This is a genomic window from Actinoallomurus iriomotensis, from assembly GCF_030269445.1.
Classification (GTDB): Bacteria; Actinomycetota; Actinomycetes; order Streptosporangiales; family Streptosporangiaceae; genus Actinoallomurus; species Actinoallomurus iriomotensis.
In genome coordinates, this window is sequence record NZ_BSTJ01000015.1 from 1 (window position 1) to 22,775 (window position 22,775).

The 22,775-nt window shown below is 67.1% G+C and carries 26 protein-coding genes; 16 read left to right on the forward strand and 10 right to left on the reverse strand.

The window, feature by feature from the left end:
• Window positions 1-966 precede the first annotated feature (966 nt).
• Window positions 967-1,653, reverse strand: coding sequence for a hypothetical protein (locus QSK37_RS43635; protein WP_285633528.1), 687 nt, complete (start codon window positions 1,651-1,653; stop codon window positions 967-969).
• A 298-nt stretch (window positions 1,654-1,951) separates the two neighbouring features.
• Here QSK37_RS43635 and QSK37_RS43640 point away from each other — a divergent pair, with 298 nt between their 5' ends.
• Both QSK37_RS43640 and QSK37_RS43645 read left to right on the forward strand, forming a co-directional pair.
• Entirely contained in the window at window positions 1,952-2,377 is a 426-nt protein-coding gene (locus QSK37_RS43640) for a hypothetical protein (protein ID WP_285633531.1), read from the forward strand.
• A 95-nt stretch (window positions 2,378-2,472) separates the two neighbouring features.
• Complete coding sequence (locus QSK37_RS43645) at window positions 2,473-3,126, forward strand: hypothetical protein (RefSeq protein ID WP_285633534.1); 654 nt, start codon at window positions 2,473-2,475, stop codon at window positions 3,124-3,126.
• Here QSK37_RS43645 and QSK37_RS43650 read toward each other — a convergent pair.
• Together QSK37_RS43650 and QSK37_RS43655 are read right to left on the reverse strand one after the other, a co-directional pair.
• Entirely contained in the window at window positions 3,102-3,359 is a 258-nt protein-coding gene (locus tag QSK37_RS43650) for an AAA family ATPase (protein WP_349498042.1), read from the reverse strand. The genes QSK37_RS43645 and QSK37_RS43650 overlap by 25 nt on opposite strands.
• Before the next feature lie 195 nt (window positions 3,360-3,554).
• The gene (locus QSK37_RS43655) at window positions 3,555-3,848 is read right to left on the reverse strand and encodes a hypothetical protein (RefSeq protein ID WP_285633537.1); all 294 of its coding nucleotides are present in this window, start codon (window positions 3,846-3,848) and stop codon (window positions 3,555-3,557) included.
• 453 nt (window positions 3,849-4,301) lie between these two features.
• Here QSK37_RS43655 and QSK37_RS43660 point away from each other — a divergent pair, with 453 nt between their 5' ends.
• Together QSK37_RS43660 and QSK37_RS43665 are read left to right on the forward strand one after the other, a co-directional pair.
• Complete coding sequence (locus QSK37_RS43660) at window positions 4,302-4,580, forward strand: hypothetical protein (RefSeq protein WP_285633540.1); 279 nt, start codon at window positions 4,302-4,304, stop codon at window positions 4,578-4,580.
• A 261-nt stretch (window positions 4,581-4,841) separates the two neighbouring features.
• Entirely contained in the window at window positions 4,842-5,375 is a 534-nt protein-coding gene (locus tag QSK37_RS43665) for a hypothetical protein (protein WP_285633543.1), read from the forward strand.
• A gap of 308 nt (window positions 5,376-5,683) precedes the next feature.
• On the opposite strand, the gene QSK37_RS43670 is transcribed toward QSK37_RS43665, so the two are convergent.
• Window positions 5,684-6,154, reverse strand: coding sequence for a Tn3 family transposase (locus tag QSK37_RS43670; protein WP_349498043.1), 471 nt, complete (start codon window positions 6,152-6,154; stop codon window positions 5,684-5,686).
• A gap of 358 nt (window positions 6,155-6,512) precedes the next feature.
• On the opposite strand from QSK37_RS43670, the gene QSK37_RS43675 reads away from it, so the two are divergent.
• Window positions 6,513-6,929 (forward strand): MerR family transcriptional regulator, encoded by a 417-nt coding sequence (locus tag QSK37_RS43675; protein ID WP_285633546.1) that lies wholly within the window; start codon window positions 6,513-6,515, stop codon window positions 6,927-6,929.
• Here QSK37_RS43675 and QSK37_RS43680 read toward each other — a convergent pair.
• The gene (locus QSK37_RS43680; RefSeq protein ID WP_285633549.1) at window positions 6,926-9,304 is read right to left on the reverse strand and encodes an NACHT domain-containing protein; all 2,379 of its coding nucleotides are present in this window, start codon (window positions 9,302-9,304) and stop codon (window positions 6,926-6,928) included. The two genes, QSK37_RS43675 and QSK37_RS43680, sit on opposite strands and share 4 nt — an antisense overlap.
• A 137-nt stretch (window positions 9,305-9,441) precedes the next feature.
• On the opposite strand from QSK37_RS43680, the gene QSK37_RS43685 reads away from it, so the two are divergent.
• The 3 genes from QSK37_RS43685 to QSK37_RS43695 all read left to right on the forward strand — a co-directional run bounded on the left by QSK37_RS43685 (window position 9,442) and on the right by QSK37_RS43695 (window position 10,753).
• A complete protein-coding gene (locus QSK37_RS43685) occupies window positions 9,442-9,675 on the forward strand; it encodes a hypothetical protein (protein WP_285633552.1) in 234 nt (77 codons plus the stop codon).
• Between the two features lie 62 nt (window positions 9,676-9,737).
• The gene (locus tag QSK37_RS43690; RefSeq protein ID WP_285633555.1) at window positions 9,738-10,079 is read left to right on the forward strand and encodes a PadR family transcriptional regulator; all 342 of its coding nucleotides are present in this window, start codon (window positions 9,738-9,740) and stop codon (window positions 10,077-10,079) included.
• Window positions 10,076-10,753, forward strand: coding sequence for a hypothetical protein (locus tag QSK37_RS43695; protein WP_285633558.1), 678 nt, complete (start codon window positions 10,076-10,078; stop codon window positions 10,751-10,753). Before QSK37_RS43690 ends, QSK37_RS43695 begins: the two co-directional genes overlap by 4 nt.
• A 413-nt stretch (window positions 10,754-11,166) precedes the next feature.
• On the opposite strand, the gene QSK37_RS43700 is transcribed toward QSK37_RS43695, so the two are convergent.
• On the reverse strand, window positions 11,167-12,012 hold the full coding sequence (locus QSK37_RS43700; RefSeq protein ID WP_285633561.1) for a DUF6414 family protein: 846 nt from the start codon (window positions 12,010-12,012) through the stop codon (window positions 11,167-11,169).
• A gap of 1,056 nt (window positions 12,013-13,068) precedes the next feature.
• On the opposite strand from QSK37_RS43700, the gene QSK37_RS43705 reads away from it, so the two are divergent.
• Complete coding sequence (locus QSK37_RS43705) at window positions 13,069-13,251, forward strand: helix-turn-helix domain-containing protein (protein ID WP_285633564.1); 183 nt, start codon at window positions 13,069-13,071, stop codon at window positions 13,249-13,251.
• Window positions 13,252-13,613: 362 nt separating this feature from the next.
• Here the strand turns inward: QSK37_RS43705 and QSK37_RS43715 are convergent, their stop codons facing one another.
• Window positions 13,614-14,528 (reverse strand): IS982 family transposase, encoded by a 915-nt coding sequence (locus QSK37_RS43715; protein ID WP_285633567.1) that lies wholly within the window; start codon window positions 14,526-14,528, stop codon window positions 13,614-13,616.
• Window positions 14,529-14,587: 59 nt separating this feature from the next.
• Window positions 14,588-15,544, reverse strand: a complete 957-nt coding sequence (locus tag QSK37_RS43720) for a quinone oxidoreductase family protein (RefSeq protein WP_285633569.1) — start codon at window positions 15,542-15,544, stop codon at window positions 14,588-14,590.
• Between the two features lie 825 nt (window positions 15,545-16,369).
• On the opposite strand from QSK37_RS43720, the gene QSK37_RS43725 reads away from it, so the two are divergent.
• Complete coding sequence (locus QSK37_RS43725; protein WP_285633576.1) at window positions 16,370-16,555, forward strand: hypothetical protein; 186 nt, start codon at window positions 16,370-16,372, stop codon at window positions 16,553-16,555.
• Complete coding sequence (locus QSK37_RS43730) at window positions 16,555-17,259, forward strand: Crp/Fnr family transcriptional regulator (protein ID WP_285633579.1); 705 nt, start codon at window positions 16,555-16,557, stop codon at window positions 17,257-17,259. Before QSK37_RS43725 ends, QSK37_RS43730 begins: the two co-directional genes overlap by 1 nt.
• A gap of 183 nt (window positions 17,260-17,442) precedes the next feature.
• Here QSK37_RS43730 and QSK37_RS43735 read toward each other — a convergent pair whose 3' ends face one another.
• Window positions 17,443-18,378 (reverse strand): tyrosine-type recombinase/integrase, encoded by a 936-nt coding sequence (locus QSK37_RS43735; RefSeq protein ID WP_432705658.1) that lies wholly within the window; start codon window positions 18,376-18,378, stop codon window positions 17,443-17,445.
• A gap of 246 nt (window positions 18,379-18,624) precedes the next feature.
• On the opposite strand from QSK37_RS43735, the gene QSK37_RS43740 reads away from it, so the two are divergent.
• Window positions 18,625-20,061 carry a hypothetical protein gene (locus QSK37_RS43740; RefSeq protein WP_285633585.1) on the forward strand — a complete coding sequence of 479 codons (1,437 nt, stop codon included), beginning with the start codon at window positions 18,625-18,627 and terminating at the stop codon, window positions 20,059-20,061.
• 180 nt (window positions 20,062-20,241) lie between these two features.
• Here QSK37_RS43740 and QSK37_RS43745 read toward each other — a convergent pair whose 3' ends face one another.
• A complete protein-coding gene (locus QSK37_RS43745) occupies window positions 20,242-20,697 on the reverse strand; it encodes a GNAT family N-acetyltransferase (RefSeq protein ID WP_285633587.1) in 456 nt (151 codons plus the stop codon).
• 265 nt (window positions 20,698-20,962) lie between these two features.
• Between QSK37_RS43745 and QSK37_RS43750 the strand changes: the two genes are divergently transcribed.
• From QSK37_RS43750 to QSK37_RS43765, 4 genes are all read left to right on the forward strand, one after another.
• Window positions 20,963-21,091, forward strand: a complete 129-nt coding sequence (locus tag QSK37_RS43750) for a hypothetical protein (protein ID WP_285633589.1) — start codon at window positions 20,963-20,965, stop codon at window positions 21,089-21,091.
• Between the two features lie 202 nt (window positions 21,092-21,293).
• Entirely contained in the window at window positions 21,294-21,812 is a 519-nt protein-coding gene (locus QSK37_RS43755; protein WP_285633592.1) for an RNA polymerase sigma factor, read from the forward strand.
• Complete coding sequence (locus QSK37_RS43760) at window positions 21,805-21,972, forward strand: hypothetical protein (RefSeq protein WP_285633595.1); 168 nt, start codon at window positions 21,805-21,807, stop codon at window positions 21,970-21,972. The genes QSK37_RS43755 and QSK37_RS43760 overlap by 8 nt, the downstream gene beginning before the upstream one ends.
• 206 nt (window positions 21,973-22,178) lie before the next feature.
• On the forward strand, window positions 22,179-22,634 hold the full coding sequence (locus QSK37_RS43765; RefSeq protein ID WP_285633602.1) for a DUF4282 domain-containing protein: 456 nt from the start codon (window positions 22,179-22,181) through the stop codon (window positions 22,632-22,634).
• The last annotated feature ends 141 nt before the right edge of the window (window positions 22,635-22,775 follow it).

The following is a 22,775-nucleotide window of genomic DNA, read 5'->3' on the forward strand; positions in this document are numbered from 1 at the left end:
CGGTTCGATCCGCTCCCACAAGCTGTCGGCCACGATCCACGGTGGCTGCTCACCCTTCCTCACACCGAAGATCAAACAGGCAGACCCACCATCACCGGGCAACAGTGATCATTTTGTTAGGACCTCTTAGTGCGCCCCGGTCGCGCCGGCGAGGCGTGCGGCGCGGATCTCGGCGTCGGCGACCTTGTCGTCCAGCAGGGTGTAGAGCTGGGTGGTTTCGATGCTGGCGTGGCCGAGGCGGCCCGCGAGGAGGCTGGGTGCAGGGATTAGCGGTAGGAAGCTGATCTTCGTTTCGGTTCGGTGACGAGCCGGGTCTGGCCGGGTGAGGGGCCGTACGTTCTGGGGCCATGCCCTTCGAATTTCTCTCTGATGAGCAGGTCGCCCGCTATGGCCGGTTCCCGCAGGAGCCGTCGGTGGCCGAGCTGGAGCAGTTCTTCCGGTTGGACCGGGTCGCGCTGTAGCAGATGGACAAGCGGTGGCGGCCGTCGACGAAGCTGGGCTGCGCTTCGTCTGGTGCCGCCGACGTCGCCGCCGCGCAGCCCTGCGGGACGGTGTGGGTCTTGCGGTGTCCGGCCGGGAGACGTTCCAGGACGTCGATCACGTGTTATGCGCCAGTGTCGGTGCCGCCTTCCTGGATGAGGGTGGTCGCGCGGGCGCGGAGATCGAGGGGCGGCCTGCTGCTGCGGCGGCGTCCGGCTCATTCGCGGTCGTCGGGGTGGTGATCCACAGCGAACCCTGTGATCGTTGGAGCACTGTCAGTGGTGGCCCCGACACGAATGAGGCTGGACGATGGCGACGCCAAGAATGCGGACCGACTCGGTGACCCGGGCGCGGCTCGGCCCGCGGGTGCTCGCCGAGCTGGAGGCGAACCTGTGGCCGGTCGACTGCCAGACGTGCGGGCGGTCGCTCGGGCGATGGGGGAGCCCCGCGCTGGAGGCCCGGGGGGAGGACGGGTTGGCTACGGCGTCACTGCACCACCAGCGGTGCCGCCCGCCCGCGTGGGTCGAGGGCGACCTCCAGGCCACCGGGCGACCGCACCTCACATGGCGGGCGGGCTGTTTCCGGCTGCCGCCCGGTGAAATGCCCCTCTTCCTGGTCAACCCCTCGTACGAGTGCGCCCTCCTGCGCGAGGACGACGGATGGCGGGTCGCCAACCTGGAGCTGTTCACGCGGTTGGGGTTCGGCCTGGAGTTCCCGTCGAGGCCGCTCCCTCCGCTTCCCGCACTGTCGGCGTCGATCGACGGAGACCGCATCCGCGTCGACGTCGACGTCGACGTCCGGCACGAGAGCGCGGTCCTGCACGCTTGGCACGACGTTCCGATCGCGCTCGACATCGCCAGGGTGACGCACGAGTGGGGAACCATCATGGTCGCGGTCACCACGCTCATGGACGTCAGCAGGCGGTTCACGGTCGGGCAGGTGATGGATCTGATGGCGGCGGGCGGGATAGCGCTCGCGCAGGCGCCGCTCGTCTCCGTCTCGTACGCGCCGCAGGCTCAGAAGCTCAAGCCGCGCGACACCTCCGACCGGCAGGTCACGGCATTCAGCCTGGCCGCCGAGGCGATTCAGAGAACCTTCGCGCTGGAGGTGGACGACAGGCAGGTCGCCGCCGGATTCGCGTTGTCGGACGGCAAGACCCTGCTGATCCGGCACCTGACAGGTAGGGACAGGATCGCGGTCCTGTTCTTGCTGAGCGTGTACTACGCGCTCTGGTCGCGGTACGGGGACGGCGAGCCGAAACGGGCGTGCGGTGTGCACCTCATCGCCCCCGACGCCGCGAGCGCCGACGAACTCGCGGAGTTCTTCTCGGCCGCCGGAGAGACGGGCGTACTCGAATCGGTCGGCAGATTGGGCGCCTCACCTCTTTCCAACGAGGGCTCGACCGCCTACCTGTCCGATGCCGTCATCGGGACGGCGGAGCACTTCGCCGCCGCCTTCAGCGCTTACCGCGATGCGGGCGACGACTGGTCCCTTCACGCGAGCCGCGGATACATCGCCACCCAACTACGACCACCTGCACAAGACTCCGGCCCTGCCCCGGCCCAAGCAAACCGACAGCCACATCATCGTGCGCGGTTACGCGACCGGGATGAACGGGCTGACGGGGCTCCAACAGATTTGGATCTTCTTCGACCACCTCGAACCCGCCCTCGTCTTCAGCCGCGCCGGCCGAATGTCCGGCTACGACATCACCGCGCACGGCGTCTACGAAGCAGCACGCGAAACCCGCTGCGACTTCGAACTCGACCGCGACGTCACAACCCTCCACGTCAACCTCCGCTCCGAATTCGAGCGCGGTGCCGAAGACGAGATCGAAATCTTCAAGCGATGGGTACGAGGCTGCGGCGAAGGCCCCTACTTCGATCCCCCGAAGTGACCCATTCCGACTGATAACAACCAGGCGAAAGCTACTGACAACAACCGGGCGCTCAACAGTAGAGGTGTGCGGGCCGATCGTCCAGAATCGTGTGCATGCGAAGGCTGGATCGGATCTCATGGTGGGCGTTCGGCATCGGCATCGTCGTGATCTTTGGTGGTGTGGCGATCTCCGGCATGCTGGCCGATCCGCCGCCGCCGGAGCCGCCCTCCCCGGCCTCCGTGGACAAATTCTGCCCGCCTGAGCCGGTCGGTAAGGCGCGGGGCGACACGTATTTCAAGGAGATCGCCGAGCCCTACTGGGGGAAGGGCCCGCACGCGGTGAGACTGCTGTTCGTGGATACCAACACCAGCGACGACGCCGACGAGCTCCCCTCCCGCTGGGGGGTGAGCGATACCGACGTGAAGTCCAAGGCCCAGCTCGCCGTCTGTGGTTACCAGGACATGGTCGGGACACGAAAGACCCGGGTCTGCGAATACGTTCCCGGATCCGTTGCGAGGTTGTACTGGCAAGGGTCGGGGCGCACACGGCCGCAGTACACGACCAAGATCGAGGTCCTGAAGGCTTCCTACGTCTTCGAGATCTACGAGGCGAAGACCGCCAGGCCGCTGGGCCGCTTCACGGTGCCCGGCGATGAGGCGTGCCCATTTAGCGTCACGCTCGACGGCCGGACCGTCATCGGGCAGGCGCCGGACGCGGCCAAGCTGCGCAAGGCTTTGCGCCCTTACGTGGAGCGCACGGTCAGCTGAGGGGCGGCAGGCCAGAGGCCCGGTCTGGCCAGCACCCACGCGGCGTTTTGGCTGGTCGTCAGGCCGACCACGGGTGTTCCGGTCTGCTCGCGCCACAGCTCGGCGAGCCGGGCGACCGTGAACGACTTGCCGGTGCCGACGGGCCCGACGAGCACGTTGACGCCAGAGCTGATGCGGCGCCTGCAGAGCCAGGAGTGACCACCACGACCCGCGCCCGCCGCCGGGCGGGCCAGGCGGCGCCTCGCGCCAGATCGCCACGCCCCGCTTCCCCCCGGGCTAGGTCAGGAGCTGTTCGGGCAGGCCGGACCGGGATGGACCATCGCGGGCAGGTTGCAGCGCTCCCGCAGTTCCTCCAGGGCCTGCCAGTGCGCCATCGGGGGCTCGTCCCCGCTGGTGATCACTGTGGCGGCCAGCTCGGACGTGGATAATCAGGCATGGGCCAGGACGGAAATCTGCAGGTGACTGCCGCCGTACGGCAGGGTCACCTCGCCGCCGGCGGTGACCACCGCGATCCGCCGTTCGATGAGCCAGGAAGCGAACGGTGAGTCCGCTGGCTCGATCAACACGTGGCTGAAGATCCCCGAGGTGCCGAGCAGTGCTGTGGTCGGATCGGCTTTGGCCGCCTCGATGTAGGCGATCAGCAGCGCCTTTCGAACTGCTCGGACTGTCCGGGCTCCTCTGCGGTCATGAACCGATCTTGCCCGCAGCCCCGGCAGCGCCATCCCATGCCGCCCCAACGCCCGGTCAAATGTAGGCGCGGGCCGGGAAGGTGACGCGTCTGCAGGCCCCGGCCCGCCCCGCCCTGGTCCCGCGCACCCTCGTCGCGCGAGACCGGCGGGAGCTCATCAACACCAGTCATCGCCAACTGTAAATGACTCATCGCTGATCGTGGTGGTCAGTCTTCGTCTCCGGTGTCGGCGGCGTCCGGGTCGCGTAGCGGCCGGTGGCCGCCGAAGGCCGGCCGGGTGGTCATTCTGGCCACGGCGGTGACCACCGGGAGCCGCTGAACGCGGCTTGGGCTGTTTCTACGCCCGTCTTAAAACACCGCCATGGCGGCCGGGTGGACCTCTTCGCCGACGATCTTAGGCAAAAGGGATTCGCTCGTCTGCGACTGCGAACCTCATGCGCACGATGCGCGTCCAACCAATTGGTCGAACCGATGAACGGAGACGGTAATGGGATACGGGTATCGGTACGGTTACGGCAACAAGACCGACGGCAGTGGTTATGGAATGGGATACAGCTGGGGACCGGTGCCCGACCGGCCACGCCACATCCCGCCCAGGACGAGCGCCCCGCGCACGCTCTCCTCACAGCGGAACGCGCCGGTCACCGAGGATCTCGACGGCCGCCACCCGGGCACCCTCATCGCCGGATTCTTCATCACGGTGATCTTCATCGCCGTCTTGGCGTGGATCGGATTCTGCGCATTGAAGATCGCCGGCGTCGTCTGAGAAACCACCCGGAACAATGGCGCACCACAAAGCACGGTGCGCGACGGGGATCATCTCCGGTTCGCCGACTGCTCTACACCATTCACGATAACGGTCCGGCGTAACAGTAAATAAGGGCGCGCCTGGCCCGGCTTTTGCCGCCGCCTGTCGTCGCTGCCAGCGAGCCGGGCCCGCGCCGCAGCTGACCCAGCCCACCACCACCCGACCGCATCGACCTTCCCCTTATCGTCGCCCGCATGGGCCGATCCAACGGAGATGAGAATGAACCCGCGGAGAACCACAGCCGCTGTCCTGGGCGCGGTCGTCCTGACCGCCGGGCTGGCCACCATCAGCGCCTCACCGGCGTACGCCGACCCATGCCACGGCACGCGATCGCTGGAGCTGGACCGAACCTTCACCATCGACGCCCGAGGAGGCACGATCGTCGATGTGGAGGGCAGCGGGCGCGGCATCGACCTGCATCCCGGCGACTCGATCGAGGTGCTGGAGACCGGCGGTGATATCTGGGCCGGCGTCTGGTTCACCGGACGAAACGGGCCGCGCGGCTGGGAGGGCTGGCCCGCGCCGAACGACGGCAAATGGCCGCTGCCCGGCGCCAACCTCTACTCCCTCATCGGCGAGTTCCGCGCCCGGCAGACCGGCTACCCCCAAGGAGCGTTCTTCTTGCCCGGCACAGGCTGTATCGCGGTTCCCTCGACCGGCACGACCGTGCTGTACCTGGAGCCCAACGATCAGACATTCAGCGACAACGACGGCGCCTTCACCGCCCACCTGCGCGTCTGGAAACACGTATGACCTGCTGCGTCATTGGTGAGTACGACGTGGGAAGACCCCCCGTCTGAGCAGCTATGCCACCTCGCCGCGGCGCCCATGGCCGCCCTCCGGTTCACCGCATCTCCCACGGTAGAGCGCACCGGCGGGTCGCGGCCGGGACCAGCGCCACACCATGCCAGGCCCTCGGCACGGACGGCCGCCCGCCCGGCTCGCGGAGGGCCGGGACCGATTACCAAGGCGCGCCGACACGTCGTGTGAGAGGGCGCCTACGGCGGCCGAGCGGGAAGAGGCTCGGCGGTCCCGTTGGCTCGGGCCCCGGCTCTCTATCCTCAAGGCGGCACCGGTGGGCCGCCGAGAATGTCCAGGTGGTTGTTCATGTCGAGTTCGAACCGGCCGTACAGGTTCAGGGGGGACCAGAACAAGGCGGACAGGCCGCGCCGGTCGGCCGGGGTGAGGCGCCGGTTCCAGGCCGGGTCGCGTAGCACGATCTGGATCATCACGGTGTTGAGGTAGGTGATCGCCGCGGTGATCAGATGCAGAGCGAGGGCGGAGACCTCGAGGTGCTCGCGGTCATCGCCGGTCAGGTCGCCGGCCTTGCCGTAGAAGATGTCCTTGCTGGCGGAGTTGAAGTTCTCCACCACGTTCAGGCCCTCGTGGATCTCTCGGCGCAGTTCCTCGTCGGCGAGGTAGTCGCAGATGAAGATGGTGCGGATGCCCCGGCCGAGTTCTTCGATGGCCTGGTAGGTGGGGTGCCACCGGAATACGGCAGATTCGGGCCGCCTATCTGTCTGACCTGCAATTTTTCAGACTGATGGGCCCCACCACGCGTCCGGGAACGTACACTTTTCCGGACACCATAGCGACGAGCGACGACACCGTCCAGAAACCATGTCCAGAAATTTGATGCCGCAGACCTAATACTCCAAAGTCAACTTGCCCGAGGCCGGCGAGGGACCGCCCCGTTGGGGCGTATCCTCGCCGGCCTCGTGTTGTGGTTCCGCAGGTCGATCACTCCGAGAGGGGAGAGGGGCCGTCCCCGGCTGGCTGCCGGGGACGGCCGGTGATCACTCCTCCGAGGACTCGTCGTCCTCGGCGTCGAGACGTCGCCCGCCCGTACGTCAGCGTCCTGCTCGACGAAATGCCCGCCGGAGACCGACAGTGATCCCCCGGGGGCGGCCGGTCGTCGACGGGGCCGGGGCCGCGCGGATCCTCGGCATCGCGTACAAGACGTTCCGGAACACGCGCGTCGTGACCGACCCGGCATTCCCCGCGCCGGTGAACCCCGGCCGCCGGAAGCTGCTGTACGACGAGGAGCAGGTGCGCGCGTACGCGGCCGAGAAGCCGCTTCCCGAGTTGCCGACCGGTGAGCACCCGGACGACCTCCTCGACGACCAGGAGGCCGCCGACGTCCTCCGCGTGGCGTACGCGACGATCCGCGCCGACCGGCGGGCCGGCCGCCTGCCCGAGCATGTCGACGTACTCGGCGTCCCGCATTACCGGCGCGCGGACCTCGAGAGGGTCCCGACCGAAATGCGGCCGGGCCGCGGTGTCGGTGGTGGCCGACCGCGCGGTTAAGGCGTCACTCCACTAGCCACATCAGGTTGGTGGTCGTAGGCGGCGGCTAGGTGGTCTTGAAGCTCGGCATGCCGGAACTGGTAGATAGGGCCGACCGCGCGCAACAGACCGAGGCGGTGACAGTCGTCCAGGAAGGGCATCAGCTGGCGCGGTAGAAGCTCGGCTCGGGAGAGTCGCCAGGTGGCAACCAAATACGCCAGCCAGGCACGATGCTTGGCAGTGAGCCCGCCTACGATGCCGGTCGCGAGCCCGACCGTGAGTCCGACCGCCAGCCCCGTGAGCCCGACCGTGACTCCAAACATGAAGCCGGCCATGAGCCCGACCGTAAGCCCAGCAGTGCTGATACGAAGGAGGTTCAGGGTCCGGTCGGCGCGCCAGCTGCCCATCGGTGTCGTGGCGTGGTCGAGCTGCGCCGGTGCCTCCGCCAGAAACGGGACCGGAAGCCTAAATAGGAGCCCGACCGTGAGCGCGCCCAGAAGCCCGAACGCGAGCCCGACCGCGAGCCCGGACATGAGCCCGAACTTGTGCCAGTCCGTGAGCCCGAACGCGAGCCCGATCACGAGCCCGAGCCCGAGTTCACCCAAAACTCCGCCCGTGAGCCCGGCTGTGAGCCCGGCCACGACCCCACTCATGAGCCCGGCCACGAGCCCGAACTCGAGCCCGAACTCGAGCCAGACCACCCCGCCGGCCATATACCCGGCCACTAGCCCGATCACTACGATGCGCATGGGCTTGGCTGCTCGCTGCTGGAAGCGCAGGTCGGCGCGGCCTGGCAAGTCATTCGCCCACGGCCGTGCACCGCCCTTGCGCCAGGCTTCGGGTCCGACCGTGAGCGCGGCCACGAGCCCGACCATGATCCCGACCATGGGCCCGGCGAGGAAGCCGGCCATGAGCCCGAGCATGAGCCCAAACACGAGGGCGTTGAGGAGCGTGGCGGCGAGGTGAGTGGTTCGCGTGATCGCGTGGCTGGTGGCGGCCAGCCGCCACCAGGCGAAGTCGCGGATTCCGTTGCCGCCTGGCGTCGGTTGGTTGGTGAGGTGATAGGCCAAGTAGCTCAGCCAGCGCCGTGCCTGTTCGGGGTCACGGCGGCGCAGGGGCCGAAACGTCTCGGCGGGGTTCTTACCGGGCTCGCGCGTGGCGATGACCGCGGGGATGAGCTGGTCGAACAGGTGTGCCCGCAGCACGGCGGAGGCGGGAAAGCGGTTACGGTCGGCCAGGACACTGAGGTCGGTGCCGGGTGCGGTGTAAACGGTGCGCAGTAGCCACAATCCCAGCGGTGTGGCGGCGATCCCGGCCAATGCCGCTGGGCCATCCCCGGACGGTCCGGCCGGGGGCGTGTTGCGCAGTTTGATCAGGATGTCTCGCCATTGCGGTCCAGGGTTGGGCGGCAGGCAGCGGGCGAGGTGATCAGCGGCGTCCGCAGGGGCCAGCAGGCGTGGTTGCAGTATGGCGGCGGAGGTGAGTACGTCCCCGGCTGTGGTGACGGCGGCGGTGAACTCGTTGGTGCGGCTGGTGAGGATGAGTTGGTCATCGCCGCCCAGGGATCGGTTCAACGCGGCGATCACCTTGGCTCGGGCGGAGGAGGGTAGCTCGTCCAGCCCGTCCAGGATCGGGAGGATGTGCCCGCGGGCGGTCAGGGCTCGTACGACGTGGGCGCCGAGCCCGGGTGAGCGCAGTGCGGGGTAGTCGCGAGGAAGACGGTCGGTGAGCCACTCGTGCAGCCGGGGATGCTGGTCGGTGTCCCAGCTGGCGACCGGCAGCATCACCGGGATCGGTTCGTCGGGGGTACGGGTGGCCAGCAGGTGCAGCAGAAGCTGCATCGCCAGGGTGGTCTTGCCCATCCCAGGCCCGCCCAGGATCACCAGGCGCCGCCGTCGAAGGTGGCGGAATCGGTCGACCAGTGCGTCGATGTCGGCGCTGGAGGCCGTCCACCACTCCTGATCGGTTTTGAGTGCGTCGCCTGGTGCGATGTTGGCCGGATGGTCCATCACTGCGGCGGTGCGCGAGTTCGGTGCGGGGGTGCGCCACCTCACTGGGATCGGTTCTGGATCGTCCAAGGACCGCAGCCGTGCCTCGTTTTTCCACTGTTCGCCCACCAACCCGGCCAGCATGTCCTTGGCGCGGGTCAGCGTGTCGGTGGTCGGTGCGGTCGCCGCGCGGTGCGCGTTTGAGCGCTGCCGGGCCCAGCGAAACACGGCGATGGCGGAACCTGCGACAACAAGCACGAACCCCCCGGTCAGCTGGGCGCGGTTCGCAGAGCTCTGCAGACCGTCCTTGCCGCCCAGAGGAGCGAACGTCACCGCTCCTAACAGCACCAGCCCGCCCATCAGCGCCAGCGCCGCCAGCCACGGCCACCACCTCTTGCCGCCTCGCATGGCCATCATTCTGGCCCGCGTCACCGGCGCTAGAAGAAATAGCGTCCACAAGCGGCCCACCGATCGCTGTGGCGCACGAGATTCGATGGTCTCCCACGTGCGGTGCGGACTTAGACCGGGACGATGGAGCAGGACCGGTGATACGCGCCTACGCGGCCGGCAAGTCGCTGCCTGAACTGCCGACCGGGGAGCAGCCGAGAGACGTCCTCGGCGTGGCGTACGCAACGATCCCCGTCGACCGGCGCGCCAGCCGCCTGCCCGAACATGTGGACGTGCTGGGCGTCCCGCACTACCGGCGCGGCGACCTCGAGCGGGTGCCGGTGGAGATGCGGCCGGGCCGCGGCGTGGGCGGTGGCCGGCCACGTAAGTAGCGCCGGACCTGCACGTCTCTCTCTAAGTTGAACTCTACTTAGGGTCTAGGTAGAGTTAAAGCATGCCGAAGAAGACGGGCCCGCGGATGACGCTGCCGACGCAGCTCGTCTTGCGGGCAATGCTCGAAGAACCGACACGCGAAATGTACGGCTTGGAGATCGTCCAGGCCGCCGGTCTCGCCAGCGGCACCATCCACCCGATCCTTGCCCGCCTGGAAGGCATCGACTGGGTGGAGTCACGATGGGAGGAAGCTGACCCTCGCGAGCAGGGACGCCCGCGGCGCCGCTACTACCGCCTGACCCCCGATGGCGCAGAGCGGGCCCGCATCGCCCTCGCTCAGGCCCGTACCCAGATCGGAGAGTTCACCGCCCTGCGGACTCGTCCTGCCGGCGGCGCAACGTGAAGCACATACAGCTCGTCGGCATAGTGGACGTGACGATCTCTGACCTGGATGAAGAGCTATACAGACGGGCAGCAAATCTTACGAAAGATGTAAATAAGGCCCACGAAGAAGCGCGACTGTTTTGCCGACTTGTGCAATCATCGGACCGTCCGCCCGACAATGCACTTCCCAAATTTAGGACGTTTGTCCGATCGCTTGAGGCTGAAGCATTGACGCTCGGCCGTCAGACCCTCAGCCCTGTAGCACAGTCCAATGCCGAAGCCCTTGCCCACTGCCTCAGGGACGTTCATCAGTTCATTCGACATATTGACGTACGCGTCACCCAATCAATCAGACAGTTGAATGATAATCTGTGTCTTTTGAACAACGCTCAGCTCCATGCCCATAACCTAGTCAACTCGTTGCATACCGCTCGGGAGGAAATTGCGTGGGCTCAGAGAAGACGGGCTGAGGTGACGCCATCAGCCGGGCGGCTCATGGCGGCGGTTGGGACGATGGTGCCCATCGCACACCGGCTGCGCTACCTAGAGGAGTGGAATGCCGAGTTGTGGGACTTGGCAGAAGCTGGAGCGGGCCGATGGCATCAGCTCGGCTACGCGACGCGTCTCCTCACCCGTGCATGGACGCTGCGCCGTGAACTGAACGCACCGCACGCGCGGAAGACTATGTCGTGAAGAGTCACGGTGCCCAGATCGCGAAGGCGGCGGGTGGCGGCCTTATGGTGTCGGCCATCGGCGCACTCGCAGCCATGGACCATCTGGCACTGGCCCTCGTCGTCGGCGTGCTCGTGCTAGTCGTCCTGGCAATGTGCTGGGTCGTGGCCGACTTCGCCAGGTCTTCGAACCTCGCGCTGTTGATCCGCGCGTTCGGGGAGCGGCGAGGGCCACAGGAACCACCCTCCGCTGAAGGAGTTGATCCGGCCGGAGTGGAGCGGCGCGGCGGTGGGCGCCGAGCTGGGGTGCACGCGTGAGCGGTCCGACGCCTCGCACGACCGGCGCGCGGACCTCGCGCGGGTCCCGGTCGAGATGCGGCCGGGCCGCGGCGTCGGCGGTGGGCGACCTCGGGATTAGCCTGTATCGGCAAAGCCTCAGTAGAGCGCGATCGCGTTCACGATGATGGCTGGACCCGCGATGAAGGCGTGGACGTCCTCTGCCGGAAGGTCGAGCTCAAGCTGATTGACCATAACGTCTTCGACGATGTCGCCTATCTGGGGCATGAGCTTGCGCCGCATTATGTGCTCCCAGTCATAGAGCAGCCACTCTTCAGCGCTGATATATCCCTCGTCGCCTTCAGGGATCAGCCGTTCGACGTTGCCCAAGACGCGCAGTTCACCCTCCACCCTGTTAGCCGATGCCTCGTCGATGAAGTGGTCCGGCCGTACGTTGACGTAGACCTTCTGCGGGAGTGTGGAACCGGTGAGTTCCAACAAGAGCGGGATAGGTAGGAGTTCATTCCGCAGGTAAACCTGCTTCAGTTGTTCGGCGACAGGCAGCGCCTCGACATTGAGATCGGAGATAGTCTCAAGATCGACATCTGCATCGTCCATGAGCCGGCGGAAAACAAAAAACATTTTTCCAGCCAGGCTGGCCGCAGTTATTCGCGTGATTCCTTCGATCTCAATCAGGTCATCTTTACTGAGGGCCGTATTGTCGTCCGGGTTGACCGTGACGGCACCATCAGCGATAAGAGAGTCGATTACCTTGCTCGCCGTGGCCTTCTCCTTCGGCTCCAGCTTGTAGGTCGATTGGTATTCGACATCTGTCCCAACAGATGCATTCATTGTCAGGCCGGAGATACCCGCTTTGCCTCCGCCGGACCTCTTGCGCACTGTCTTCTCGACAATGTCCGCCTGCCGGGATACCTCAATCTCGTGGTATTCGGCCTGAGCGAGCAGTGTTTCTGTGTCGAGGTAGATCGGTGACCGCAGCGCCATGGGCAAAGTCTCCCACTGACCTATGACAGCACGCGAACAGCCAGATCGCGATCAGGGCTGGATCTATCGGCTCCTTTCGGGCCCGGAGGCCGACGTGCGCCGTTGACCGCGTGGCTTGTTCCTCACGACGTTGGCCCCCATCGCTGGTGTGCGCGGTCCCAGGTGACCAGGTCGGCCTCGGCGATGCGGCCGAGCTCGTTGAGGTCTACGCTGAACCGGCGCGCGTCGGCGACGCCCGGCATGGTGCCGTCCCAGATCTGGCCCCAGCCGCCCTGTCGAGGATGCGACCAGACCGTAACCGGTCACCCGGAAGCCCAGGCAGCAGACCGTCCACAAGCGGCATTATCGAGGCGTGAGCACCCTCCAGTTCATCGACTCCATGACCGGCAGGCTCGCGTGGCCACTGTCCGCCATCGTCCTCGGACTCATCTTCCGCAGGTCCCTCGTGTAACTCCTTGGCCGAGTCCGCCGGTTGAAGTGGGGGGAAAAGGAAGCCGAGCTCGCCGAGTTGGCCGAGGCCACCAACGACGTTCGGGAAGCCGTCCGGGAGGCCACAGCACCGCTGCCGGAGGACGCGCAAGAGAGAGAAGCGGCGCAACGGGAACGCATCGAACGATTGATGCGCGACGCTGCGTCTTGGGGTTTCCGCCTGGCGCAACGACGCCCCAACGAACCACCACCCAAGTTCGAAATCGACTGGGACGGCGATCTCCCTCTGCTGATGGTTAGGTCGAAAGACTCGGATCCACTCTCTGCCCGGACCCAGGCCGAGGTTGATGCTTTCTTGGACAAAGCTCACAGGGGACTTCTCTAGGCGCGACACTGGTCCATCATTGGCACATCTTCGAACACTCTAACGGCGGGGGTGACCTATATGGACAAGCACTGGGCCGAAACGATGGCCCTCTACTTTGGGGCTGGGGTCACGTTCGGGAGTAGGACGCCGGTACGCCCAGCGCGGCCCGCGCGGGCGTTCGTCAAACGCTCGTTTTCCGAACGCCCCGCCCGGCGCGACAGTCGAGGACGCCGCCTCGGTCGCGCCCCGGATATGGGTCGATGCTGCGGGCGCGGCCACCCGCACTCACCGGAGACCAGCTCGAACAGGTGCGGACGGCGTTCCGCGACGAAGGCGCCTCGATCGCTGGACTCGCGCGTCAGCACGGGATGAGCCGAGTCGCCGTGCGCACCGCACTGGCCGACCTGCTGCCCGACCCAAGGACCCCGCCCCCTCAGTCCTGATCGACAGACGGGCCACCCGCATCCGAACGGTCGACAGCGGTAACTCCGCCCGAACCGGCTCAGTGCCGCCGTTGACCGTTCCGTTGTTGGTCAAGGGCCTACTTCCGAGCCGGCCAGAACGAACAAGCCGAAATCGTCGAGCGAGTCTTCGAATAACCCCAGATCAGACACAAGTTCGTTGGTTTTTCCGCGTTCGCTACGGCCACTCCTGGTTCCGCCGCCTGCGCATCCGCTGGGAGATCCGAGACGACATCCACGAGGCGTTCATGACCCTGGCCGCAGCCATCATCTGCTGGCGACGCCTCGTCCGCTGATCATTCTGTTAGGACCTCCTAGATGATTGATTCCAAGGGATCTTGGTGTCAGTGGTCGTAGGCGGTCAGTGAGCGGGTGACGGGCTGGCCGGTGTGGTGGTTGTGCCAGATGGCGGCGGTGAGCGCGAGGATGCGCTGAAGGATGCGGGCTATGACGCCGTTCGGGGTGCGTCCGCCGTGTCGTTCGAGGTCGAGCTGGGCTTTGAAGGTTTGGTTGATCGATTCGATGATCTGACGCAGTGGTTTGAACAGTGTGGCGCCGGGCCGTTCGCGTTCGTGCTTACGGGCGGGGCGTAGCAGGTTCACGCCGGCCTCGGCGAGGGTGTGTTCGAAGGCCTTGCCGTAGTAGTGCCGGTCACCGATCAGTGTCTGGCCGGGTCGGTCGGCCACCAGGCCGGGTTCGGTGTCGAAGATGCCCAGCAGGGTCTGGCGTTCGTCGGCTTTGGCGCCGGTGAGGGCGAAGGCGATCGGCAGGCCGGACAGGGTGGCGACCAGGTGCAGGCGCAGTCCCCAAAAGAACCGCGAATGGCTGGCGCAGTAGCCGTACTGCGCCCATCCGGCCAGGTCACTGCGCTTGGCCGTCTCTCGGGAACGACCGCATTCGACCGGCGTGGAGTCGATGACCCACACATCGTCGCGCCAAAAGGCGGTATCGGTGGCCAGCGCCCGGAGCACATGTTTGATCATGACCGCCGCGCCGCGTAGCCGTTTGTTGTAACCCGGTTGTTCGGGCAGGTAGGGGAACAGATGCCGCAGGTGAGCACGGGCATGACGCAACCAGCGGGCTTCGGAGACGAAGCCCAGCAGGGCCTGCATCATCGCCATGGTGACCAACTCGGCGTCGGTGAGCTTAGGGACGATGCCCACCTTCGGGCGCCAGGGCGCCAGGTGCGGCGATTCCTTCAGGAGATCATCGATCTTCACGTACAGTGCTGTCGCGAGGGTGTCTAGATCGGTCGTCACAACCTGATCTTGGACACCCTCGCTGCGTCTGCGCACCAAGATCCCTTGGAATCACTCATCTAGTCGGCGATCCGCAACACGACCTTGCCTATCGTCCGACGGGCCGCCATGTCCTCGAACGCTCGGCGGGCTTCGGTCAGTGGGTACTCCGAGCCGGCGATCGGGCGCAGGCGGCCCTGCGCGGTGAGGGCGAGCAGTTCCCGGAGTGGCGGGTGGTAGGCGCCCCGCAGGGTGAGTGCCGGGCGTAGCCAGAAGGCGGACACCGCCAGGTTGCGTTCCGCCAGGACCATGGGGTCGACCGGCGGGCGGCCCTGGCGCGAAGCGTCGCCGTAGCTCACCAGACGGCCGAACTGGGCGAGGGCGCCGAGGCCGGCGGCGATGGCGGGCCCGCCGTTCGCGTCGAGGACGATGTCCACGGGCCGGCCGTCGTTCGCCTCCCGGACGCGTTCGGCATAGGTGTCGGGATCACTGTCCACCGCGGCGTCGGCCCCGAGCTCCAGCGCGAGGGCCCGCTTGTCGGCCGTGGAGGCCGCCGCCACGACGCGTCCCGCGCCGAACTCGCGGGCCAGTTGCACCGCGAGCGTTCCCACGCCACCGGCCGCCGCGTTCACGACGACGGACTCGCCCGGCGCGATCCGCGCCGACGAGCGCAGCAGGTGCCATGCGGTCAGCCCTTGGACGAGCAGGGCGAGCGCCGCCCCGTCGCTCACCTCGTCCGGCACCTCGACCGCCTCGGCGGAATCCAGGAGTGCACGCTCGGCGTAGCCGCCCCCATTGAAGGTGAACCCCATGACACGGCGGCCGTCCGCCGTCGTGCCGACGACCTCGCTGCCGGGAATGAAGGGAAGCTCGACTCCACCCGAGTACGTGCCGGCGGTACGCAGGATGTCGGCATAGTTGACGCCTGCCGCGGCGACTCGAACGGACGACTGCCCCGCGGCGGGCACCGGCTCGGGAACCTCGGCCGGCGTGAGAACCTCCGGTCCGCCGAATCGAGTCAAGCGAATGGCACGCATTTACCTATCAAATCAAACAGGTCGGCATCCCCAGAAATCGTCGTCATGAGGCGTCACCAATCGGGGTGGCCGGGGACGGGCGGAGCCCGTCCATCAGCACGGTGATGAAGGCGTCGATGAGCTCCCGGGAGGCCGGCCGATGCGGCCCAAAACCGGACCGAGCCCGGTCGACCGCGCACGGATGCCCGCAGCGGCGGCTCTCCGGGCTGAACTCGAACGTCACCATCGTCACGCAGAGCTACTTTGCGGCTGGTGACATCGACCCGAGTGGGGGCCCTACATGTCGGCCCCCGCTCCTCTTCCGGCGACGCCGCAGCGCGCGCCCCGCACGATGGCCAGCATGAAGACGAACGAGTTGCACGAAGCAGGCCAACCACGCCACTAACCAAGCCGAGTCGGCGGCGTACGGCTGCGATGGAGACGGCGGCGTTCATCGGTTCGGTGGCGTGAGGCGTGCCGGAGAGCGGGGCCGGGGATGTCGTGGGCTACCACCCCCACGTTCCCCGACCCCATCCGAGCCGGGCGGGCCGGATGTTCGATCACCAGCCTGGCGAGAGGCACACGGATAATCGTCAACTTCTCCAGCCTGAACCGCTCCGAACCGGAGTGAGTGGTGTCGCACTCATGGAATAGGAAACCTCCAGCTCGCGCGCCAGATTGCTTCGGTTGGGACATTTCGGGGGGACAAAAGTGGGCACCGGCGGAGCTAGCTCCGTCGCGAGCGGCCGATCTACGGTCAAGGCAGCGCAGCATCGCCCGATAGGTCCCTTACCAAGGCCTGGCGAACCCGACGCGCGTTTCGGCGAGAGGCACACGGAGGCATCGATGGATGCTCGGCTGTTGCTGGCCACCGGCTCCGGCGTGGTGGTCATCTTGGCGTTGGTGGGGCTGGTCGCGTTCATCGTCGCGCGACTCGCCCAGTCCGCCCCGACGCGGATCGCGTCGGTGATCGTGGCACTCACCGCGTTGCTCGGCGCGATCCCCGCGGTCTTGGCCGCGCTACACGGCTGATGAACAACAGCATGAGGCCGTTTGCGCTGATCGCCCCGCGCCCGGGGACACTCCTTGCCCGGCTGCCCGAGGCACAGCGCGAGGAACTGCTCTTCCAAGGCCGGACTGGCTGGGTGCCGGCCGGGCAGTGCCTGTTCCGCGCGGGCGATCCGCTCACCCACGTCCTGGTCATCCTGCGGGGTGTCGTCAAACTCAAGATGGTGACCGCCGACGGTGATGAGGTCCTGGCCGGGGTGCGGGTTGTTGGCGATGTGCTGGGCGATGCCGAAGCGCTGTCCGGCACCACGGCACACCACACGTTCGCCTTCGCCGGTACCGCCGGCGTGGAGGTCCGAACGATTGGCCGAGAGGTCTTTAACCGGCAGATGCAGTTGATGCCGGCCGAGGCGACCGGGTACCTGGCCGAGCAGGTGCACAACAATCTCTGGCACCACCTGATGACGCGACGGTCCACTCGTGCCCGGCTGGCACTGCTGCTGTACGACCTCGCCGTACGCCACGGCCAACCGGCTCCCGCCGGCGGTCGCGTCATCGACCTCGGCCTGACCCGCACCGAGCTCGGCAGCGCCATCGGCGCCTCACGCGTCTCGGTCGATCGCGTCCTCACAGCCATGACCGCCATGGGCCTGATCACTACCGGATACCGTGAGATCACAATCATCGACCTGTCGGGGCTCGCCCAGGCGGCGGCGTTGGAACCGTAGAGGCCCGTTGATCAGGTGGCGCGTACGACACCGGCGTCGTCGAGGTCGGCCGTCACTCCCGACGCTGCTAGTGAGTGCGTGGCCGGTCGGCAGGACGCCGTTGCCCGGTAGCCGCTTTATCCGTTGTCGGGCACGGGCATGATCAGCTCGGAGATGCGTGAGACGTCACCTGCCACCGTCGTCTCAGCGCGCTGCCTGGTTGCGCTGGCGGCGGGCGGCGCGGATTTCGGCGTCGGCGACTTTGTCGTCGAGCAGGGTGTAGAGCTGGGTGGTTTCGGTGGAGGCGTGGCCGAGGCGGCGGCGTACGGCTTCGATGGACACGCCGGCGTTGATGAGTTCGGTGGCGTGGGCGTGGCGGAGCTGGTGGATGTCGATGTCGACGCCTGCCGCGGTGCAGTAGCGCGTCCACCGGTGGTGGGCGGCGTCGTACGATAGCGGGCCGCCGTTGCCGTTGATGGAGGCGCGGAACACCGGCCCGTGGGTGTACCCGGCCTGGGCTAGGTACAGCTTCAGCAGGATGACGTAGCCGCGGTCGTCCAGCAGCACGGTCCGCACGCTGCCGCCCTTGCCGTGGATGCGGGCGTGCTCGTCGTCCAGGCGCAGATCGAGGTCTTCGACGTAGAGGCCGCAGGCTTCGGCGGCGCGGGCGCCGCAGACGTAGGCGGTCTCGAACAGCACCCGGTCTCGCAGCCGGTCCAGTGGCAGGTCCTTGCGCGGGCGTCGGCTGCAGATGGCGTTCAGAACCTTGGTGACGTCGGCGGCCGCGGCCGGGCGGTGCAGCGTCTTGGCCGGGCGGATGGTGTCGATCCGGTCCATCGGGTTGGCGTCGAGGAGGTTGTGGCGGATCGCCCACTTGCAGAACGAGGCGACCGCGGCGCGTTTGCGTTTGCGGCTGGAGGCCGCCAGGCCGGCGATCTCGCTTAGGTAGGCGCGGACCGGCGCGGCGGTCAGCTCGCCGATCTCCCCCCCATGGTGGGCGGCGAAGGCGATCAGGTCGCCGCGGTAGCCGCGGATGGTGTTGACCGAGGCGTCCGCGTTGGCCAGGTCGGTGAGGAAATCGGACAGATGCCGGATGAGCGGATGCTCGAGCCCGAGCCGCTCGGTCACGATCGGATCCACGCCCACCATTCTCGAAGTTGCCAGATAACTGGAAAACGAACCGCGTCGCCCGCCGGGGGTCCACCCAGCTCGCGTTGGGCCTTCGGCGGCCGTCTTGCCAGATAACAAAGGTTATCCCGCAACAACGTCGCCCGGCCTATCGGGATCGAGCAGGAACTCGGCGGAATGTTGTAGAGGGAAAGCGGTTTGTGTTGTAGAAACAGTGGTGATGTAGATAGCTACAGCACTGCCGCCGGAGAGGATCCCATGTCGCTGCACACCTACCGGGCCGTCGCCAACGGCATCCGGACCGACCACCCGATCCCCAACCTCCCGTTCGTCGACGACTCCCACATCCCCCTCGATGACCCGGTCGCGATCGAGGCCATCGGCCGCCACAAGGCCGACGACATGTTCGGCCGCGAGGACCGCTGCACCGACGGAGGCTGGTTGGTGTTCACCACCGACCCGCTCCGCCACGATCTGGGCTGGGTCGTGCGCTGGCATCCCGAGCACGGCCGTTCCGTCATGGTGTATCGCGACGACGACGTCGCCTCCGTCCACATGGTCATGGGGTTTGAGGAACAGGCCGCCCTGTTGTTCCGCGCCGGCGGGTACTGGTGGGACGGCACCACCTGGTATCGCCCCGGCCAGGTCTGGGACGGCCCCGGTGAGAAGTACTACCGGCGGCAGGTGCCCGCTGCGGTGACCGTCACCGCCAAGGACATGCTCACCGGCGGCGACCCGGCCCGCGCCCGCGTCCTGTCCATCACCGAGCTCGACGTCGAGTCCGTCCTCGGCTCTCCCGCCGGCGACTGGCGCGACGCCCTCGCCCTGTGGGCCTCCCGCCACGACGGCGATCCGGCCCGGGCCGTGGTCGCGCTGGCGGCCCCGGAGCTGACCGGCGACCAACTCGTCGGCGTCGCCGAGATGGCGGGCATCGCCGGCATCGGCGCCTCGACGCTGCGGGCCTACGTCTCCCGCGGCGAGGGTGACGTGCCGCTGCCGCAGTCGACGGTCGGCGGCCGCAGCATGTGGGCCCGGCCGGTGGCCGAAGAGTGGGCCGAACAGCGCCACCGTTCCGCCGAGGGCCGGATTGAGGCCGTCGGCGTGGACCGGGAGACCGGGCCCCTGCCGCCCGGCATCGCCGAGGTGTGGACGCGGTTCAGCCGCAGCTTCTTCAGCCAGCTGTGGGAGCGCCCCACCTGGCGGAAGCGCTGGGCTCTGCGGTGGCGGACCGAGTCCGCCGTACGGGAGATCGCCGAGACCCTCAGCTGGGACGTGGCCGCCGACGTGACAAAACTCGTTCGCGTCCACGACCTCGCCCACATCCTCCACCTCGCCATGCTGCGGGAGTTCGCGCACGGCCAGGAGCTCGATCGCAGCATCGCCGAACGCGACGAGCACGACCCGAGCGAGCATGACCACAACGACAGCGCCGACCGCCCATGGGAAGCGTGGGGGTTCTACGGAATCACGCCACCGACCGCCCGGATGCTCGACTGGCTCATCCGACACGACCCCGCCACAGCCGCCCACACGATCGAGGAGATCATCGGGGAGGCGGAACGGAGGCTCGAAATCTCCCGCCAGGTCAGCGAACGATCGATCAAGAAAGCCCTCTCCCTGGACGGCACCCTGGACAAAGACGCCCGCCACGAGTTCCTCGAGCGCGTCTTCTCACCGAGAGCCGTCAGCACCTGACCATCCCCGCCGACCTCCCCACGGAGGCGAAGCATGCAGGGTGGACCGCCTCTTGCAGCGGTCCACCCTGCAGCATCAACGCCCAGGGCGGCCCCGTGTCCTGGCGGTCGCGTCGAACGCAGCCGACACGGCCCTCGGACGTCTCGAGACGTCCTCGGGACGTCCTCCTCCGACGCCAGGTCAGCGGATCGGCGGGCGGATCATGTTGCCGTAGCGATCGCCTGGCCGTTCGCCTTCGGCCGGCGGCTCGTAGACGAAACCGAGCTTGATCCACACCTCGTACAGTGCGCGGTCCCACGCGCCCAGCACGATTTCCCCCTGGTAGCTGGCGTGAAGGTGCTTCATCAGAGCTCGGGCGACACCGCGGCGTCGGTGTCGCGGGTCCACGTACAGCAGTTGCGAGGTCACGTGATCGCGCATGTCCACCACGTACATCCAGCCCAGACTTTCGCCCTGTACGTCGTCCGCGATCAGCACCGCCCACGCTTTGTCCAGCGAATAGGGCTTGCCGTACTCGCCATGCTCGTGGACGGGCCACCCTTCGTCATTGGCGTTGATCCAGTCGAGGTCGGCAACGGTCGCTCGACGGATCACGTACTGCGCGGTATCGGCCGGGCCGTCGAGGGCGTTGGACACGTCGCTCTCCTATCAGGGGTGTTCATGCCTTCCGTACGTTCGCATAGCTCGGTTAGCCCCAGGACGGTTTCGTCACGGCGGCCGCGGCTTGCCGGCTGGCGATGGACGTGGGTTGCACGTCGCGGCTGATGTCTGCACTTCCCTATCGATGCCAGGCGGGCAGTGCGATGGAGGAACGATGCAGCAGGGATTCCCTCACCTTCCGGTCAAGCAGCGGAATGACGCTGCGCAGCCGCCGAATGAGCCGGGCGGTACGCCGGGGCTGATGACCGTGGTGAACGCGATGCTGGTGGGCGTGCCAGCCGCCTACGCCGGCTCTCACTCGATCCTGGTCACCGCGATCACGGCGGTGGTCACGCTCGGCGTCGTCCTCATGTGGCGTTGGATCCGGTGATCTCAAACCCGCCCGAAAAATTTTGGGAGAGGACTGCACGCTCGGGCCTTCCCAAGACACTTAGTGGTCGAGAGATGAGGGTCAGCCACACGCGTGGGGGGTCAGCCACACGTTTGGCGCCCCCCGAAGACCGTTGTCCAACGGAGGTTGCCATGCAGTTCCAACGTCAGGTCCTAGACCGACACACAAAGGAGCGGGCACCTTGTTCACCGTCGACCTCACCCCCCGGAGTTTCGATGATTACTTCCGGTACGACTTCCCTCGCCTGACCGGCTTCATGGTGCGGCTCGGCGCGTCCGTCCAGGAGGCCGAAGATGTGGCGCAGCAGGCCATGCTGGATCTCTTCCGCCACTGGGCCGACGTCTCCGCGCCGGAGGCATATGCGCGCATCGCCGCCAAGAGGATCTACCTGCGTAGCCGCAACAACGTCAAGCGCGAGCGCGAGGCGATCCAGGTCAACTGGACTCAGCACGCCAACCATTTGTCGTTCACCGGGGACGTCGAGTACGTCATGGGCCTGCTGACCAGTCTGCCGACCGAGCAGCGCGAGGTCATGGCGTGGACGATCGATGGCTACGAGCCGAGCGAGATCGCCGAGCTCACCGGCCGGACGGCCTCCACGGTCCGGTCCCACCTGCGGCACGCGCGGAAGAAGCTCGGGCAGGCGATCGCCCAGCGCAACGACGAGCCGACCAGGAAGGAGGAGGACGACGATGGATAAGGACACCGACTTCGTACTCGACCAGCTCATCAACCAGACGGCCGAGTCCGCACTGGCCACTCTGACCGCGGCAATCGACATCGAACAGCGCCTCCGCGACCTCCATCAGGCGGCAGAAGCCAACCCTGAAACCGACGTCCCCGGTCCCGGGACTGCGTGATCCCGGGACCACTCGCACAAGTCGAGTGCGGGTGCAGGGACACGAGCTCGCCGGCCTACGAGAGGGGTCCCCGCCTACCTTGCGGCTCGCCGGGCGTTCGGAAGTTCCGGGCCGCACCCCTCGTACGCCGATGGAACCACCTCGGCGAGTCTCACGGTCATAGTGCGCGTCGGGATCGGTCTTAGGACTGAGGGGGCGACGGCGGCTTGACTGGACCTAGCTATCACGGACCTGACGCACCGTACGGTCCTGGTCAGCCCGCTCCCCCGCCGTACCCGTCGCCGACCGTCCCGTTTCCCTGCCCGGATACCGCCGAGCAGAGACCGGCGCCGCCGGTCGAGCCAGGCCTGTTCGCCACGCTGCTCGACTTCTCGTTCGACCGTCTCGTGACGGTGCGGCTCGCGCGCCTGCTGTACATGCTCGCCGTGCTGTGCATCAGCGGTACGGCGTTCGTGTTCATCATGTTCGGGTGGAGCTTGGCCGCGGGCTCGTTCTGGCCGTTCCTCGGCTGGTGCATGGTCATCGGCGTACCGGTCCTGTGGCTGGGCTCCGTTGCCTTGGCCCGGGTGGTCGTCGAGTACCTCGTCGTCCAGGCCAAGACGTCACAGGACGTCGCCGTGCTCCGTGATGACGTCAAAGAGATCAAGGCACGGGCGGCATGACGTGCGCACGGTGCGGCGGTCCGCTCGATCATGGCGGTTGCCCGCGCTGCGGGCGGCCCGGCACTGCCACGGCTCCCCCGGGGGGCGCCTCCCCCGCCGGGCATTGTGGGCCCTCCACTCGGGTCGGTGCGACCAAGTGAA

Bases quoted from the DNA above. Each gene is read 5' to 3' on its own strand.
- QSK37_RS43730 (WP_285633579.1), top strand. From the start codon at position 16,555: ATGAACAACAGCATGAGGCCGTTTGCGCTGATCGCCCCGCGCCCGGGG.
- QSK37_RS43725 (WP_285633576.1), top strand. From the start codon at position 16,370: ATGGATGCTCGGCTGTTGCTGGCCACCGGCTCCGGCGTGGTGGTCATC.
- QSK37_RS43660 (WP_285633540.1), top strand. From the start codon at position 4,302: ATGGGATACGGGTATCGGTACGGTTACGGCAACAAGACCGACGGCAGT.
- QSK37_RS43740 (WP_285633585.1), top strand. From the start codon at position 18,625: ATGTCGCTGCACACCTACCGGGCCGTCGCCAACGGCATCCGGACCGAC.
- QSK37_RS43640 (WP_285633531.1), top strand. From the start codon at position 1,952: ATGCGGGCGACGACTGGTCCCTTCACGCGAGCCGCGGATACATCGCCA.
- QSK37_RS43680 (WP_285633549.1), bottom strand. From the start codon at position 9,304: ATGCGAGGCGGCAAGAGGTGGTGGCCGTGGCTGGCGGCGCTGGCGCTG.
- QSK37_RS43705 (WP_285633564.1), top strand. From the start codon at position 13,069: ATGCTGCGGGCGCGGCCACCCGCACTCACCGGAGACCAGCTCGAACAG.
- QSK37_RS43760 (WP_285633595.1), top strand. From the start codon at position 21,805: ATGGATAAGGACACCGACTTCGTACTCGACCAGCTCATCAACCAGACG.
- QSK37_RS43665 (WP_285633543.1), top strand. From the start codon at position 4,842: ATGAACCCGCGGAGAACCACAGCCGCTGTCCTGGGCGCGGTCGTCCTG.
- QSK37_RS43645 (WP_285633534.1), top strand. From the start codon at position 2,473: ATGCGAAGGCTGGATCGGATCTCATGGTGGGCGTTCGGCATCGGCATC.
- QSK37_RS43720 (WP_285633569.1), bottom strand. From the start codon at position 15,544: ATGCGTGCCATTCGCTTGACTCGATTCGGCGGACCGGAGGTTCTCACG.
- QSK37_RS43690 (WP_285633555.1), top strand. From the start codon at position 9,738: ATGCCGAAGAAGACGGGCCCGCGGATGACGCTGCCGACGCAGCTCGTC.
- QSK37_RS43750 (WP_285633589.1), top strand. From the start codon at position 20,963: ATGACCGTGGTGAACGCGATGCTGGTGGGCGTGCCAGCCGCCTACGCC.
- QSK37_RS43655 (WP_285633537.1), bottom strand. From the start codon at position 3,848: ATGGCGCTGCCGGGGCTGCGGGCAAGATCGGTTCATGACCGCAGAGGA.
- QSK37_RS43700 (WP_285633561.1), bottom strand. From the start codon at position 12,012: ATGGCGCTGCGGTCACCGATCTACCTCGACACAGAAACACTGCTCGCT.